Source organism: Roseobacter weihaiensis (assembly GCF_020622345.1).
GTDB classification, from domain to species: Bacteria; Pseudomonadota; Alphaproteobacteria; order Rhodobacterales; family Rhodobacteraceae; genus Roseobacter; species Roseobacter weihaiensis.
This window is the reverse complement of sequence record NZ_JACNMO010000007.1, coordinates 65,332-80,127: the sequence shown is the minus strand read 5'-3', so window position 1 is coordinate 80,127 and position 14,796 is coordinate 65,332. Positions and strand designations below refer to the sequence as shown.

Annotated in this window: 14 protein-coding genes; 12 read left to right on the top strand and 2 right to left on the bottom strand. The window is 63.7% G+C overall.

Annotated features, from left to right (window positions below; all coding sequences use genetic code 11):
* Positions 1–2 precede the first annotated feature (2 nt).
* From H7847_RS10020 to H7847_RS10010, 3 genes are all read left to right on the top strand, one after another.
* A complete protein-coding gene (locus H7847_RS10020) occupies positions 3–1,040 on the top strand; it encodes a succinylglutamate desuccinylase/aspartoacylase family protein (protein ID WP_227269345.1) in 1,038 nt (345 codons plus the stop codon).
* A 213-nt stretch (positions 1,041–1,253) separates the two neighbouring features.
* Complete coding sequence (locus tag H7847_RS10015) at positions 1,254–1,475, top strand: hypothetical protein (protein ID WP_227269344.1); 222 nt, start codon at positions 1,254–1,256, stop codon at positions 1,473–1,475.
* An 88-nt stretch (positions 1,476–1,563) separates the two neighbouring features.
* Complete coding sequence (locus H7847_RS10010) at positions 1,564–2,133, top strand: EAL domain-containing protein (RefSeq protein WP_227269481.1); 570 nt, start codon at positions 1,564–1,566, stop codon at positions 2,131–2,133.
* Positions 2,134–2,217: 84 nt separating this feature from the next.
* Here H7847_RS10010 and H7847_RS10005 read toward each other — a convergent pair whose 3' ends face one another.
* Positions 2,218–4,173 (bottom strand): divergent polysaccharide deacetylase family protein, encoded by a 1,956-nt coding sequence (locus H7847_RS10005; RefSeq protein WP_227269343.1) that lies wholly within the window; start codon positions 4,171–4,173, stop codon positions 2,218–2,220.
* A 183-nt stretch (positions 4,174–4,356) separates the two neighbouring features.
* On the opposite strand from H7847_RS10005, the gene H7847_RS10000 reads away from it, so the two are divergent.
* Genes H7847_RS10000 through lexA form a run of 7 tightly spaced genes read left to right on the top strand, consistent with a single transcriptional unit; the run spans position 4,357 to position 9,852 of the window.
* Complete coding sequence (locus H7847_RS10000) at positions 4,357–4,938, top strand: anthranilate synthase component II (RefSeq protein ID WP_227269342.1); 582 nt, start codon at positions 4,357–4,359, stop codon at positions 4,936–4,938.
* Positions 4,935–5,954 (top strand): anthranilate phosphoribosyltransferase, encoded by a 1,020-nt coding sequence (gene trpD, locus H7847_RS09995; RefSeq protein WP_227269341.1) that lies wholly within the window; start codon positions 4,935–4,937, stop codon positions 5,952–5,954. The genes H7847_RS10000 and trpD overlap by 4 nt, the downstream gene beginning before the upstream one ends.
* A complete protein-coding gene (locus H7847_RS09990; protein WP_227269340.1) occupies positions 5,951–6,622 on the top strand; it encodes a uracil-DNA glycosylase in 672 nt (223 codons plus the stop codon). Before trpD ends, H7847_RS09990 begins: the two co-directional genes overlap by 4 nt.
* Complete coding sequence (gene trpC / locus H7847_RS09985; RefSeq protein WP_227269339.1) at positions 6,619–7,431, top strand: indole-3-glycerol phosphate synthase TrpC; 813 nt, start codon at positions 6,619–6,621, stop codon at positions 7,429–7,431. Before H7847_RS09990 ends, trpC begins: the two co-directional genes overlap by 4 nt.
* A 1-nt stretch (position 7,432) precedes the next feature.
* On the top strand, positions 7,433–7,912 hold the full coding sequence (gene moaC / locus H7847_RS09980) for a cyclic pyranopterin monophosphate synthase MoaC (RefSeq protein ID WP_227269338.1): 480 nt from the start codon (positions 7,433–7,435) through the stop codon (positions 7,910–7,912).
* A complete protein-coding gene (locus H7847_RS09975) occupies positions 7,909–9,093 on the top strand; it encodes a molybdopterin molybdotransferase MoeA (protein ID WP_227269337.1) in 1,185 nt (394 codons plus the stop codon). Before moaC ends, H7847_RS09975 begins: the two co-directional genes overlap by 4 nt.
* Positions 9,094–9,150: 57 nt before the next feature.
* Positions 9,151–9,852 carry a transcriptional repressor LexA gene (lexA, locus tag H7847_RS09970; protein ID WP_227269336.1) on the top strand — a complete coding sequence of 234 codons (702 nt, stop codon included), beginning with the start codon at positions 9,151–9,153 and terminating at the stop codon, positions 9,850–9,852.
* Here the strand turns inward: lexA and H7847_RS09965 are convergent.
* Positions 9,846–11,957, bottom strand: coding sequence for a ComEC/Rec2 family competence protein (locus H7847_RS09965; protein ID WP_227269335.1), 2,112 nt, complete (start codon positions 11,955–11,957; stop codon positions 9,846–9,848). The genes lexA and H7847_RS09965 overlap by 7 nt on opposite strands.
* 24 nt (positions 11,958–11,981) lie before the next feature.
* Between H7847_RS09965 and gltX the strand changes: the two genes are divergently transcribed.
* Together gltX and gltA are read left to right on the top strand one after the other, a co-directional pair.
* A complete protein-coding gene (gltX, locus tag H7847_RS09960) occupies positions 11,982–13,385 on the top strand; it encodes a glutamate--tRNA ligase (RefSeq protein WP_227269334.1) in 1,404 nt (467 codons plus the stop codon).
* Positions 13,386–13,492: 107 nt separating this feature from the next.
* The gene (gene gltA, locus H7847_RS09955; protein WP_227269333.1) at positions 13,493–14,788 is read left to right on the top strand and encodes a citrate synthase; all 1,296 of its coding nucleotides are present in this window, start codon (positions 13,493–13,495) and stop codon (positions 14,786–14,788) included.
* Positions 14,789–14,796: the final 8 nt, after the last annotated feature.

The following is a 14,796-nucleotide window of genomic DNA, read 5'->3' as shown; positions in this document are numbered from 1 at the left end:
CCATGGCCCGCGCGCCCTTTGAGATCGCGGGCAACCGGATTGCGGCGGGGTGTTTTGAAACCGTTCACCTGCCGGTCTCGATCCTGCCCGACCACACGCCGGTGAACCTCTCGGTTCAGGTGCACCATGGCAAGCGCCCCGGCCCGACGGTCTTTGTGTCTGCGGCGGTACACGGGGATGAGGTCATCGGCGTGGAAATCGTGCGGCGCCTGCTGCGCGCGCCGCAACTGACCGCCCTGCGGGGCACACTGCTGGTGGTGCCGATCGTCAATGCCTTTGGGTTCCTCAACCGGTCGCGCTATCTGCCGGATCGGCGCGATCTGAACCGCTGCTTTCCCGGCCACCCTTCCGGGTCTCTGGGCTCCCGCCTGGCTCATATCTTCCTCAACGAGGTTGTGCTGCGCTGTGACGCGGGCATTGATCTGCACTCCGCCGCCATCCACCGGACAAACCTGCCGCAGATCCGCGTCTCCCCCCGCGACAAGACCACCATGGCGATGGCCATGGCGTTCGGGGCCCCGGTGGTGCTGACCTCGGCGCTGCGCGACGGCTCGCTCCGGGCCGAAGCGGCGGCGCGCGGCACCTCGGTGCTGCTCTATGAAGCCGGCGAAGGGCTGCGCTTTGACGAATTGGCGGTGCGCGCCGGTGTGGCGGGGATTTTGCGGGTTCTGCGCAGCATGGCGATGCTGCCCGCCAAGGGGATCGCCAAGGCCAAGGCGGCCCCTTATCTGTGCAAATCATCAACCTGGGTACGGGCGCCGGCGGGGGGGCTTTTGCGCACCTTCCGGGCCGAGGGCGAAACGGTGGAGACAGGGGAGGTCCTGGCCTCCGTTGCAGATCCCTTTGGGGAGGTTGAGACCGAGATCCTCGCCCCCGCCGCCGGTATCCTGATCGGCCGGGCAATCCTGCCGGTGGTGAACGAAGGCGACGCCGTCTTTCATCTGGCAGCCCTCAGCCCAACGGCGGCCGAAGACACCGTGGAAGGGCTGGCCCAGCAGCTTGTGAGCGATCCTCTCTTTGATGAAGACGAGATCATCTGACCGCTCTCACCGCCCAACCGGGCCGTGAGAACGGATCAATTCGTCTAAAATTCTCTCTAAAACCAGAGCATTCTGTTTGTATTTTGCGCCTGCGGACCAAGAGCTGTTAAATTGCGCCCTGCATAATCCCCCCAACGGCCAGCCGTGCGCGCGAAAAAGCCCGGTGATCATGAGAGATTTTAACAAAGGATACCGTCTTTCGAGACGGGCAACATGGGTGCATCAACGCGACATGTGCGGCGTTTTCCACGTCGTCTCTGGATCAGCCGACCACAGACCCTGTTGCAGCGGCACCTTATTGGTTTTGCGTTTATTTTTGTCACGGTTTCCGTTTCCCATTGGGCATCGCTGGCCACCATTGAAGCCGCTCGGGACGATGCGGAGGTATTGAGCGTGAGCAGCAGACAGCGCAGCCTTGGAGCAGGATCAATTTGAGCCCTTCCTCCAGCCGCAGGTCTGCACTGAGACCGGTGCGCTCTTTGGCTCTGAGGTGCTGGCCCGCTAGCGGCATCCTTCTCGCGGTATCGTACCGCCGGCCACCTTCATCGCCGCAGCCGAAGAAGCAGGGCTGGTGGACCAGATCGACCGCATCATAATCGAGAAAGCACTTGATACGCTGGAGGAACTGCGCGCGACCGGCGTTGATCTGCCGGTAATCTCCGTCAACACGTCACCTTCCACCTTGCGGGACCCGCATCTGGCGGACCGGTTGATCCAGCAGATCAAGGCGCGTCACCTCGAGGCGTCAAACCTGACGATTGAAGTGCTGGAATGCACCCTGGTCAAAGATGATGACATAATCCTGCACATGATCGAAACACTGTCCGCGGCGGGGTTTTCCATCGTGCTGGACAATTTCGGTACCAGATACCCGTCCATGTCCAACCTCTCCCGACTGCGGCTCAACGCCATCAAGCTGGACAAGTCGCTTATCAAACCAGTGCCGGATGCCAGGGCCGACAGCATCATCTCTGCTCTCGTTACCCTTTCGCGCAATCTTGACATGCATGTCGTTGCAGAAGGTGTCGAGACACCAGGCCATCTTGAGACGGTGCGTCGGCTGAAACGCGATGTTCTGCAGGGCCGGCCATGAGATCGGGCAACCGATGCCTCTGGCGGGGTTTGCGGGCTGGTACATGGATGTACCGCAGCCCTGGATCAAGCGCGCCTGAGCAGCCTACTCCGTGCGCAGGGCGGCAGATATCGGGGCCATCGCGACAGTGCTTGCCCTGTCTTGCAGGGTCCACAGTAAAAGCGCCGCAAGCGTCTCCTCGCGCAGTCGTCCCAGCATGATCACCTGCCCATCCTGCGCCGCGCGGAAAGCCGCCTGATCCATAAAGCGGCGGATCACGGTCGCGTCCTGTTGGTTCGCATCAAAATCCCGGAAGACAATACCCGAAGGTACGCCGTCGCGCGCCGCAAGTTTCTGTACGGTGTTCAGGCCTCGGTTTTGCGTGACAAACCCGTGGCCCGTCTGGGCCAGCGCGCTCGCCACCTGCCGTCCGGCGTCAGACGTGGTCTGCACACCGGTCTCTGCCCCTTCGAGCACACCCAGAACCTGTGGCAGAGCCTCAAGCGCCAGGGAGAGGTTGACCTCGGCATCCCCCGCCGTTGCCCCTGCAGGCAGATCGATGGTCGCCAGAACCTCGAACCCCTCTGCGCGGTAGGCGGCCATTCGCTCTGCCGCATCCGGCAAAAGCGCGTCAACCGCGAGACTGACCGGGTACGGCAACTGGCGCAACGCCGCCAGTCCGGTTGCAGCATCCGTCAGATCCGCGCCATCATCCATCAGCACAACCGCCATCACCGGCTTGGCCTCGGGATTGTCAAAGGGGGCTGCATAGCGATCCACGGGCCGCATGTCCTCAGGCGCATCGACCGGCGCATCGCCCTCCGCAACCTCTGGAACATCCGCGTCAGAAACGGGGGGCGGATCGGTCAGGGTCGGCAACCGGTTGACCCGCACAGAGCCATCGCCCTGCGGCAATTGCTGGGAGACAACAGGCGTGGGCTGCTGCTGCTCTTCCGGGATCGGTGCTTCCGCATCGCCTTCGGGCTCGATCACCGGCAAGGGCTGCGTGCGTCGGGACGCGGGTGCCGGGGCAATGCGGGTATCAATCGCAACCTCTGTAGCCGCCTCTGGTGCAGGCTGCGGGGTCTGCACGGCCTCGTCTGCCGCGACCTCTGCCGCCGTGTCATCCGCAACACTGACATCATCAGCGCCCTGGGGGGCCGCCAAGCCCTCGACCGGCGCGGGTGCCGGGGCCGCGGCCTCCGACGTCACCTCTGCCGTCTCCGGAGCCGCCTCTGTGCCCTGCTGTGCGGGCGGTTCGGGCGCAACCTGCTCAACGGTCGGGCTTTCCGGGAGCAGCGCCGCCGTGACAGATTGCTCTGGCGCAGCGGACATCACGGACGGGCCCCCCTCGCTGAGGTCTTCCGTTACCTCCGGGACCGGCTGCGGGTCCTCCTCGGTCAGAAAAGCAGTGTCTTGCGTCTCTGCAGAGGGGCTCGCCGGCTGCGCGGGATCAGCCGAGATGGAGGGGGCGGTCGCCAGGTCAGGCTCTGACGTCGCGTCTGGTGTTGAGGGCGTGGCGGGCACTGTCTCGGCGGCCTGCCCGACCGGATCAGGCGCATCCCCCTCTTCAAAGGCTGAGGTTTGCGGCACGGGCCGCGGTGCGCGGGGCTGTGCAGGTTCGGTGCTGATCGACAAGTTCGGCTCTGTTGCCGGGGTTTCAAGCGACCCGGCTCCGGCAAAGGCAACCGCCGGCGCTTGGGTGGTCGGGGTTGAAATCCCGCTGATCGCATTCCCCTGCGGCAGGCCCGCGCCCTCCAGATCCGTGGCGGTTCCGGTTTGCGGCACCGCCGCGGGCGCAAGCGCGTCAGACGCCAGACCGGCCAGCGTGTCAGGTTCCGGCGGCACGTCCGCCGCCCCACCAATGCCCGCCACGGGCACCTGGCTTGAGCCCAAGCGGTTGGTCGGTTGCGAGGCCCCTGACGCTGCCGTCGCGCGGTCCTGTCCAAGGGAGGCCTGGTCCCGCACTCCGGGCGGGTCGCTCAACGCCGAAACCAGCGTCACAGCGCACAGGCTGACGCCGGTTCCCCAAAGCACGCCTTTGATAAATCCTCTGGCCACGATCTGCTCACCCTCTGTCTTGACGCGTCCGGATCCCGGTGCATATGTCCTGCCCCGACGTTCGTCCCTGCCCCGGTCTGACCCCCTGCCCTCTTGACGCAGCAGGCCAAGCCTGAACATGTATGCCCCATATATACCGCGCGAGAGGCCCTCGCCTCCAGCCCTGATTGCAAAGTTTTGGACATGTTGCTGCTGATCGACAACTACGACAGTTTTACCTATAATTTATTGCATTATTTAGGCAGCTTAGGCGCGGATGTCGTCATCCGCCGCAATGACGCGCTGGACGTTCAGGAGGCGATGGGCATGAATCCGGCAGGAATCCTCCTATCGCCGGGACCCTGTGACCCGGATCGGGCGGGAATCTGTCTGGCCCTGACACAAGCCGCCGCAGAGACGCATACACCGCTGATGGGGGTCTGTCTGGGCCATCAGACCATTGGTCAGGTCTTTGGCGGAAAGGTCGTGCAGGCGCAGGATATCGTGCACGGCAAGAGGGGCGAGATTCACCATGAGGCGCAGGGCGTGTTTGCCGGCCTGCCCACCCCTTTTGCGGCCACGCGCTATCATTCGCTGGTGGTCGAGCGCGACAGCCTGCCGGACAGCCTGACGGTGACAGCAGCACTGACGGATGGCACGATCATGGGGCTGCAGCACCGCGACCTGCCGATCCACGGCGTGCAGTTCCATCCTGAATCGATCCGCTCGGAACATGGTCATGCGCTGTTGCAGAACTTCCTCGATGAGATGAAAGTCCCCGCATGAGCGAAAGGTTGAAACCGCTGATCGGGGCGGCGGCCGACGGCCCGCTGAGCCGTGCGCAGGCCGAGGAAGCCTTTGGCATTCTGTTTGACGGCGAAGCCACGCCCAGCCAGATTGGCGGGCTGCTGATGGCCCTGCGCACCCGAGGCGAAACCGTGGCCGAATATGCCGCCGCCGCAGCGGTCATGCGGTCCAAATGCAATGCGGTCAAGGCCCCCGACGGCGCGATCGACATCGTTGGCACCGGGGGCGATGGCAAGGGCACGCTCAACATCTCGACGGCCACCGCCTTTGTCGTGGCGGGGGCGGGTGTCGTTGTCGCGAAACACGGCAACCGCAACCTCAGCTCAAAATCGGGCGCCGCCGATGCGCTGACCCAGATGGGCCTGAAAGTGATGGTCGGCCCGGAGGTGGTGGAAAGGGCGCTGAAGGAGGCCGGCATCGGCTTTATGATGGCCCCCATGCACCACCCCGCGATTGCCCATGTGATGCCCACTCGGGCGGAGCTTGGGACGCGCACGATTTTCAACATTCTGGGGCCGCTGACAAATCCCGCCGGGGTCAAACGCCAGCTCACCGGCGCGTTCGCGCGCGATCTGATCCGCCCCATGGCCGAGACGCTGGGCGCTTTGGGGTCGGAAAAGGCCTGGTTGGTGCATGGCTCTGACGGCACGGATGAGCTGACCATCACCGGCGTCAGCTGGGTGTCTGCACTGGGGCGGGATGGCGCGGTCACGGAAATGGAGATTCACCCCGAAGACGCGGGCCTGCCGGTGCATCCCTTTGAGGCCATCGTCGGCGGCACGCCTGAGGAAAACGCGCGCGATTTCAAAGCCTTGCTGAGTGGCCAACCCTCCGCCTACCGGGATGCGGTCCTGCTCAATGCCGCAGCGGCGCTGGTCGTGGCAGAAGCCGCAGGCGATCTGAAAGAGGGCGTGGCGAAAGCAGCCCATTCCATCGACAGCGGGGCCGCGGCAGACAAGATCGCCGCCGTCGCCCGGATCACCCAAGAGGCGTGAACGCTCTTGATCCCAGAAGGTTGGGGGCCTGGACAGCGCTGCCCTTTTTCACCGACACGCTGCCCGCAATTCAAAGTGTGATCGACACTGAAACAGACCCGGTACTGCCGCCCGGACCGCAGGTTTTTGCAGCCCTAGAGCGGGTCGCGCCGGCGCAGGTGCGCGTTGTGATCCTCGGACAGGACCCCTACCCGACACCGGGTCACGCCCATGGGTTTGCCTTCTCCGCCAGTGCCGCGACGCATCCGCTGCCCCGCTCGCTGGCCAACATCTTCAAGGAGATGCAGTCTGACCTGGGGGCCGCCCCGGCGCAGGCGGACCTGCGGTTTTGGGCGGATCAGGGCGTGCTGCTGCTCAATACGGCCCTCACCGTGCGGGCCGGCCATCCGGGCTCGCATGCCAAACTGGGCTGGGATCACCTGACACGTCAGGTGCTGGACCGGCTGTCTGACGTGCCCCGTGCCTATCTTTTGTGGGGGACGCATGCACAAAAGGCGGCGCGCGATGTCGATCCGGGTGCCAATCTCAAGATCGAAACCGCACACCCCTCCCCCTTGTCCGCCCGGCGGGGATTTTTTGGATCTCGCCCCTTCAGCCGGGTGAATGCATGGTTGCAGGACCACGGCCATCAGGCCATAAACTGGGCCAACCCGCCGGAGGCCCCATGACACAGACGATACTGGACAAAATCAAAACCTATAAGCTGGAGGAGATCGCCGCCGACAAGGCCGCCCGGCCGCTCGATGCTGTGGAGGCAGACGCCAGAGCCGCACCAAATGTCCGACCTTTCGCTGACGCCCTGCACGTGGCCTCGACGCAGAACTACGGATTGATCGCGGAGATCAAGAAAGCGAGCCCTTCCAAGGGGTTGATCCGGGCGGATTTCGACCCGGCCACCCTTGCAGAAGCCTATGCGGCGGGAGGGGCCACCTGCCTGTCGGTGCTCACGGACACGCCGAGTTTTCAGGGTGCCAAAGAATATCTGGTCGCGGCCCGCGCCGCCTGCGACCTGCCGGTGCTGCGCAAGGATTTCATGTATGATCCCTATCAGGTCGCCGAAGCGCGCGCGCTCGGGGCCGATTGCATCCTGATCATCATGGCCTCGGTCAGCGACGCGCAGGCGCAGGAGCTCGAGGAGGCCGCCCATGGCTGGGGCATGGACTGCCTGCTGGAGGTTCACGACGCGGCTGAGCTGGAGCGTGCGAGCCGTCTCAAAAGCCGCCTGATGGGCATCAATAACCGCAATCTCAATACCTTTGAAACCAGCCTGGACACGACGCGCACCCTGTCGAAATCCGTGCCGGAGGACCGGCTGATTGTTGCGGAATCGGGGCTCAGCACATCCGAGGATCTGGCCGATATGGCGCGCTACGGGGCGCGGATTTTTCTGATCGGCGAAAGCCTCATGCGGCAGCAGGATGTGGCCCAGGCAACCCGGGATCTGCTGGCCAACCCCGTCGTTGCAGGTGGTCTTTGAGATGGCAGGCAAGCTGACGCATTTTGACGGCAAGGGCGATGCGCATATGGTCGATGTGGGCGACAAGGCTGTCACAGACCGCATCGCAGTCGCGGCCTGCTACATTAAGATGCAGCCAGAAACATATGATATCATTCAGGAAGGTCGTGCCAAAAAGGGAGATGTTCTTGGTGTCGCCCGTCTTGCAGGCATCATGGCGGCCAAGCGCACGGCGGACCTGATCCCGCTCTGCCATCCGCTGCCGATCACAAAGGTCGCTGTCGATCTGAGCCCCGACGCCGCGCTGCCCGGCATTCGCATTGAGGCCACCGTGAAAACCACAGGCCAGACCGGCGTCGAAATGGAGGCGCTGACCGCCGCCAATATCGCGGCGCTGACCGTCTATGACATGTGCAAGGCCGTGGACAAGGGCATGGAAATCGGTGGTCTGCACGTTGTGCTGAAAGACGGCGGCAAATCAGGTCGCTACGAGGCACCATGATCTCTGTTGCGGAGGCGTTGGGCCACCTTTTCGATCTGGTGACGCCGACGGACACCGAAGAGGTTCCCCTGCGCGCCGCCGCGGGACGTGTGTTGGCGCAGGATGTGACAGCCCTGCGCACCCAGCCCCCCTTTGCCGCCTCTGCGATGGATGGCTATGCGCTGCGCGCGGCCGAGGTGGAGCCCGATGCCATGTTCAAGGTGATCGGGGAGGCAGCAGCAGGTCACGCCTATGCGGGCCATGTGGCGGCAGGCCAATGCGTTCGCATTTTCACCGGCGCGCCGCTGCCCGACGGTGCCGATTTCATCGTCATTCAGGAAGATGTCACCCGCCGCGATGATCTGATCACGCTCGGCCGCGATCTGGGGGAAAAAAGCCACATCAGACCGGCAGGCGGCGATTTCAAGGCCGGGGATACGGTCACCGCCCCCCGGCGGCTTGCGCCCTCGGACGTCGCGCTGCTGGCGAGCATGAATGTGCCGCAGGTGCCGGTTTTTCGCAAGCCCGGCGTCGCACTCCTGGCCACCGGGGATGAGTTGGTCGCGCCGGGCGAAGTGCCGGGCCCCGACCAGATCATCGCGTCGAACAGCTACGGTCTCGCCGCTCTGTTGGAGGCGGAAGGAGCGACCGCCCGGCTCCTGCCCATCGCGCGCGACACCGAAGCCTCGCTCACCACCGCGTTCGAGCTCGCGGCCACGGCCGATCTCATCGTGACCATCGGAGGGGCCTCGGTCGGCGATCATGATCTGGTGGCGCCGGTGGCGGAGAAGCTCGGCATGTCGCAATCGTTCTACAAGGTTGCCATGCGGCCCGGCAAACCCCTGATGGCGGGACGGCTGCGCGACGTGCCGATGATCGGTCTGCCCGGCAACCCGGTCTCGGCGATGGTCTGCGGAACGATCTTTGTTGTGCCGATGGTGCGCGCGCTGCTGGGTCTGCCGCGTCAGGCTCCGGGTCAGAGGACAGCGCCTCTGGCCGCGCCGCTGGCGGCGAACGGCCCGCGCGAGCACTACATGCGCGCCACCCTGACAAAAGACGGCCTGCGCGCTTTTGACCGGCAGGACAGTTCCTTGCTGAGTGTTTTGGCCGGGGCGGATGCCCTACTGGTGCGGCCGCCGCATGACCCCGCGCAACCTGCGGGGGCCAGCGCCCGTTACGTGCCCCTGCGACAGGAGCGTTGACACAAAAAGAGAACATGAATAGAACAAAAGCAAATCAGGCCTCGGAGGACCAAGACGATGCTCACCAAGAAGCAGTTGGATTTGCTGGATTTCATTCACAAACGCGTTCAGCGCGACGGTGTTCCCCCCAGTTTTGACGAGATGAAAGAGGCGCTGGATCTGCGATCCAAATCCGGCATCCACAGGTTGATTACAGCGCTGGAAGAGCGCGGGTTCATCCGCCGTCTGGCGCACCGGGCCCGTGCGATAGAGATCGTGAAGCTGCCGGAGAGCATGGGCGGCGAGCCGACCGCTGGCTTTACGCCAAGGGTGATCGACGGCGACAAACCTGACGGGCCCAAGCCCTCGGGCGCTCATGCCGTCAGCAGCGCCGCCGCCACCGAGGTGCCCCTGGTCGGGCGGATCGCAGCCGGTGTGCCGATCGAGGCCATCAACCAGAATGCCGCAAGTGTTGCTGTTCCGGGACAGATGCTGTCGGGCGCGGGTGAACACTATGCTCTTGAGGTCAAAGGCGATTCGATGATCGACGCCGGGATCAACGATGGTGATGTGGTGGTGATCCGCGAGACTTCCGCCGCCGATACAGGGGACATCGTGGTGGCTCTGGTCGAGGACCACGAAGCGACGCTGAAACGCTATGTCCGAAAGGGCAACACCATCGCGCTGGAGGCGGCAAACCCCGCCTATGAGACGCGCATTTTCACCGAGGACAAGGTCAAGGTGCAGGGCAAGCTCGTCGGGTTGATCCGCACCTACTGATCGCGGCGGCGCGGGGTGCGCCAGGTCGTCCAGAGCCGCGTGCCGGTGACATCCCGCACCGACACGAGCTTGAGACCATCGCGGGCGGGGTGAATGGCGATGGCGCCGGTGTTACGCAGACGGGTCGGATCATAAATCTCGCAATCGCTATCGGGTGCCGCCATCTGAACCGAGGCCACGATGATATGCCCTGTCTCACAGCCGTCAAATCCTTCGACAGCGCGCTTGCCGGAGAGATGCCGCAAGACCGCGCCCTGCGGCAGAACCCCTGCCCCGGTTTCGGGCCAGCGGGCCGCGGCACTGATCTGATCTGCCGCATCCCCATCATTTTCCAACCAGTTTTGGGCGATAAACCCGGCACCCTTGGGTTTGCTCAGGGCGCGCCCCTCCTCGGTCATAAGGCCCACCAGCGTGCCGTTTTCCGCAATCAGCGCCACGGGACGTTGCACCCCGGCCCACAGCCAGAAAGCCGTCAGAACCGGGACAACACCGATCATCCGGGCCCGCCCCTGCCACAGGATCAGCCACAAGAACCCCAAGGCAATCATCGGCAAGACAACACCGTCCGGCCCCGGCACAAAGGAGCGGGCGCCATCAAGTCCCGCCACAAAACCGCCGACCTCCAGGATCCAGCGCAGACCCAGCCCCATGATCCACATCCCGATCCAATCGAGACCCAGCGGCGCGAGACACAGCGCCAGAACGGCCGCCGGCACCACGACGGTCCCCATCACCGGCACCGATAAGAGGTTCGCGATCAGCCCATAGTGCGAAATGGCATTGAAATGCGCGGCCCCGACAGGTGCGGTGGCCAGCCCCGATATGCCGGAGGCGAGCAGAACCGCGATCACCGGTTGGAGCCATTTCGGGCCGATCTTGATCTGTTTGTCACGCATGTATCCAAAGACAGCCACCAGTGCGGTGGTTGCCGCAAAGGACATCTGAAACCCCGGGCCCAGCAAGGCCTCCGGCCGCAGCACCAGAACGATCACCGCCGCAATGGCCACGGCCCGCAGGCTGATGGCCCGCCGGTTCACCATGATGGCACAAAGCGCCACCGCGACCATGATAAAGGCGCGCTCTGTGGCCACGTTCCCCCCGGAGAGCGCCAGATAGCCGCTTGCCGCGACCAGCGCCCCCGCTGCGGCCATCTTGCGGGCGGGCCACCGCAGGGCAATCGCGGGGATGAGCGCGAAAATGGCCCGCAGCAACCCGAACACGAACCCCGTGAGCAGCCCCATATGAAGCCCCGAGATCGCCAGCAAATGCGCCAGATTGCTCGCCCGCAGATCCTCAAGCGCCTGTTGGCTGATCGCCGAGCGCGCACCGGTGGTGATGGCCACGGCAAAACCGCCCGTATCCCCCGGCAGCACGTCAAGCACCCGCGCCGCCGCCGCGGTTCGGACCCGGAAGATCGTAAGCCCCGCACTGCCCTCGCTGGCCGGGGCGATGGCCAGGATCGGCACGCGGGTGTAGCCCACCGCCCCCAGTTGCGCGAACCAGGCATGCCGCTGGAAGTCAAAGCCCCCCGGCTCCACCGGCCCGCCCGGCGGCGACAGATGGCCGGTGGTCATGATCCGCATACCCGGCTTGGGTTGGACGCTGTGGCTTTGATCGCCATGCAGGGAAATCCGTACCTTGGTGGGTGTCCGAGCAGTGCGTACATCCTCCAGTACCACCTGGTCCAGCGTGATCCGCACCGCGTCCGACCCGCTGCGATCAAGGTTGACCACGCGACCTTCGATGGGTCCGTAATACCGCCAGCCGATCACCGGACCCGAGACATCATGCGCCCGCTGGGCCGCCAGCAGGAACCCGGTGGCAATCAGAACCAGGGCCATCATCAGCGGGCGGAAGGCCTCCCCCGAGGCGCGGGCGGCGAGCAACACCAGCACCGCGCCGCCACCGACCCCCCAGAGCTGACCCGCCGAGGGTTCAAACCGCAAGGCAAAGTAAAGACCGATCCCGATCGCAAGGCACACCGGTCCCCACTCGAACAGGTATCCGCGCTGATGAAGCATTTGCAACTTGATGCGTGCAAGCAGCACCGCCTTGCCCCCGTTCCCTGCACTGGATAGATACGGCTCCAGAAATACGCTCCTCATGGTTACTGAAAGGTTAATCCACGCATGTCCGCGCCTGTCGTTACGCGTTTCGCGCCCTCTCCCACGGGGTTTCTGCACATCGGTGGCGCGCGCACCGCGCTTTTCAACTGGCTCTATGCGCGCGGACGCGGCGGCAGGTTCCTGTTGCGGATCGAAGACACGGACCGGACGCGTTCCACACCGCAAGCCACGGCGGCCATTCTCCGGGGCATGGCCTGGCTGGGGCTGGATCATGATGGCGAGATCGTCAGCCAATTCGAAAACGCACCCCGTCATGCGGCGGTGGCGGCGCAGCTGCTGGCCGCGGGCAAGGCCTACAAGTGCTTTGCCACGCCGGAGGAAATCGCCCGCTTCCGCGAGGCGGCGCGGGCCGAGGGACGCAATACGCTTTATCGCTCGCCCTGGCGTGACGCCGACCCAGCCACCTACCCGAACAAGCCTCATGTCATCCGCATCAAGGCACCGCAAACCGGCGAAACGGTGATCCGCGACCGGGTGCAGGGCGATGTCGTGATCCGCAACGACCAGCTTGATGACATGGTGTTGTTACGTTCCGATGGCACGCCGGTTTACATGCTGGCGGTTGTTGTGGATGACCATGATATGGGCGTGACCCATGTGATCCGGGGGGACGACCACCTGAACAATGCCGCCCGCCAGATGATGATCTACGAGGCCATGGGCTGGGAGGTGCCGGTCTGGGCGCATATCCCGCTGATCCATGGACCGGACGGCAAGAAACTTTCCAAACGCCACGGCGCACTGGGAGCGCAGGAGTATCAGCTCATGGGCTACTCCGCCGCAGGTATGCGGAACTATCTTGCAAGGCTGGGGTGGAGCCATGGGGACGATGAGTTCTTTACCGACACGCAGGCCAGAGACTGGTTTGATCTGGACGGGATCGGCAAAAGCCCCGCGCGGTTCGATCTCAAGAAACTTGAAAACCTGTCAGGTCAGCACATTGCCCAGGCAGATGATGCCGCACTGCAGCAAGAAATCACGGCGTTTTTGGCCGCCAAAGGCGCGTCTCCCCTGACCGCGTCACAATTACACACGCTCGGAAAAGCCATGTACTGTGTCAAAGAACGCGCGAAGACACTTCCGGAACTCCTTGATAAAGCTCACTTTGCGCTGACCTCGCGTCCGATTGAACCGGAGGAGAAAGCAGCCAAGGCGCTGGACGATGTATCCCGTGGTATACTGAGAGAATTGACGCCGCAGTTGCAAAATGCTAGCTGGAACCGCGAAGATCTAGAGGCGACCCTAAACGCATTTGCCCTCAGCAAGGACACGAAGTTCGGCAAGCTCGCCGGCCCCTTGCGGGCGGCTCTGGCCGGGCGAGCGGTCACGCCTTCGGTGTTCGACATGATGCTGGTTTTGGGTCAGGATGAAACCCACGCCCGCTTGACCGACGCTGCTGATGGATAGCCAATGGGTGTTCCGCGTATGTGCAGCCAGGAGAACCGCTTGACCGATAGACTGTCAGGCACGGGATGCATCGCGCTGCCCGCAACGATGAATGGAAGGACCACCTTATGGCTCAGAGCACAAAATCCGCAAAGCTGATGATTGACGGCAAGGAAATCGATCTGCCGATCTATTCGCCGACAGCCGGACCCGATGTCATCGATATCCGCAAGCTTTACGCGCAGGCTGGGGTTTTCACCTATGATCCGGGCTTTACCTCCACTGCGAGCTGCGACAGCACCATCACCTTCATCGATGGCGGCAAGGGCGAGCTGCTGCATCGCGGTTACCCGATCGACCAGCTGGCCGGAAAATCGCACTATCTGGAGGTCTGCTACCTTTTGCTTTATGGTGAATTGCCCTCGGCCGCGCAGCTCGAAACCTTCGAGCTGAACATCACCCATCATACGATGCTGCACGAGCAGATGGTGAATTTCTTCCGCGGGTTCCGGCGCGATGCGCATCCCATGGCGATCATGGTCGGCGTGGTGGGGGCGATGTCGGCCTTCTATCACGACAGCACCGATATCTCCGATGAGCACCAGCGCGAGGTCGCCAGCCACCGTCTGATCGCGAAGATGCCGACGATTGCCGCCTGGGCCTACAAATATTCCATCGGTCAGCCCTTTGTCTATCCGCGGAACGACCTGGATTATGCGTCCAATTTCCTGCGCATGTGCTTTTCGGTGCCTGCGGAGGATTACGAGGTGAACCCGATCCTGAGCCGCGCCATGGACCGTATCTTTACCCTGCACGCGGATCATGAGCAGAACGCCTCGACCTCCACGGTGCGGCTTGCGTCCTCTTCGGGGGCCAACCCTTTTGCCTGTATTGCCGCCGGGATTGCCTGCCTTTGGGGCCCGGCCCATGGCGGCGCAAATCAGGCCTGCCTCGAGATGCTCAAGGAGATCGGCACGCCGGATCGTATTCCGGAGTTCATCGCCCGCGCCAAGGACAAGGATGACCCCTACCGCCTGATGGGCTTTGGCCACCGGGTCTACAAAAACCACGACCCGCGCGCCACCGTGATGAAACAAAGCGCGGACGAAGTGCTGGAGCTGCTGGGCGTGGAGAACAACCCCGTGCTGCAGGTGGCCAAGGAGTTGGAGGCCGCGGCCCTCGCCGATCCGTATTTCGCCGACAAAAAGCTCTTCCCGAATGTCGATTTCTATTCCGGCATTATTCTCGAAGCCATGGGCTTTCCCACGTCGATGTTCACCCCGGTCTTTGCGGTGGCCCGGACGGTGGGTTGGATTTCGCAATGGAAAGAGCAGCTCAGCGATCCGCAGCACAAAATCGGCCGCCCCCGCCAACTCTATCTGGGCGAAACCACGCGCGACTACACCGACATCGAAATGCGCTAACGCCTCTC

Bases quoted from the DNA above. Each gene is read 5' to 3' on its own strand.
- H7847_RS10020 (WP_227269345.1), top strand. From the start codon at position 3: ATGGCCCGCGCGCCCTTTGAGATCGCGGGCAACCGGATTGCGGCGGGG.
- H7847_RS10015 (WP_227269344.1), top strand. From the start codon at position 1,254: ATGGGTGCATCAACGCGACATGTGCGGCGTTTTCCACGTCGTCTCTGG.
- H7847_RS10000 (WP_227269342.1), top strand. From the start codon at position 4,357: ATGTTGCTGCTGATCGACAACTACGACAGTTTTACCTATAATTTATTG.
- trpD (WP_227269341.1), top strand. From the start codon at position 4,935: ATGAGCGAAAGGTTGAAACCGCTGATCGGGGCGGCGGCCGACGGCCCG.
- trpC (WP_227269339.1), top strand. From the start codon at position 6,619: ATGACACAGACGATACTGGACAAAATCAAAACCTATAAGCTGGAGGAG.
- moaC (WP_227269338.1), top strand. From the start codon at position 7,433: ATGGCAGGCAAGCTGACGCATTTTGACGGCAAGGGCGATGCGCATATG.
- H7847_RS09975 (WP_227269337.1), top strand. From the start codon at position 7,909: ATGATCTCTGTTGCGGAGGCGTTGGGCCACCTTTTCGATCTGGTGACG.
- lexA (WP_227269336.1), top strand. From the start codon at position 9,151: ATGCTCACCAAGAAGCAGTTGGATTTGCTGGATTTCATTCACAAACGC.
- H7847_RS09965 (WP_227269335.1), bottom strand. From the start codon at position 11,957: ATGAGGAGCGTATTTCTGGAGCCGTATCTATCCAGTGCAGGGAACGGG.
- gltX (WP_227269334.1), top strand. From the start codon at position 11,982: ATGTCCGCGCCTGTCGTTACGCGTTTCGCGCCCTCTCCCACGGGGTTT.
- gltA (WP_227269333.1), top strand. From the start codon at position 13,493: ATGGCTCAGAGCACAAAATCCGCAAAGCTGATGATTGACGGCAAGGAA.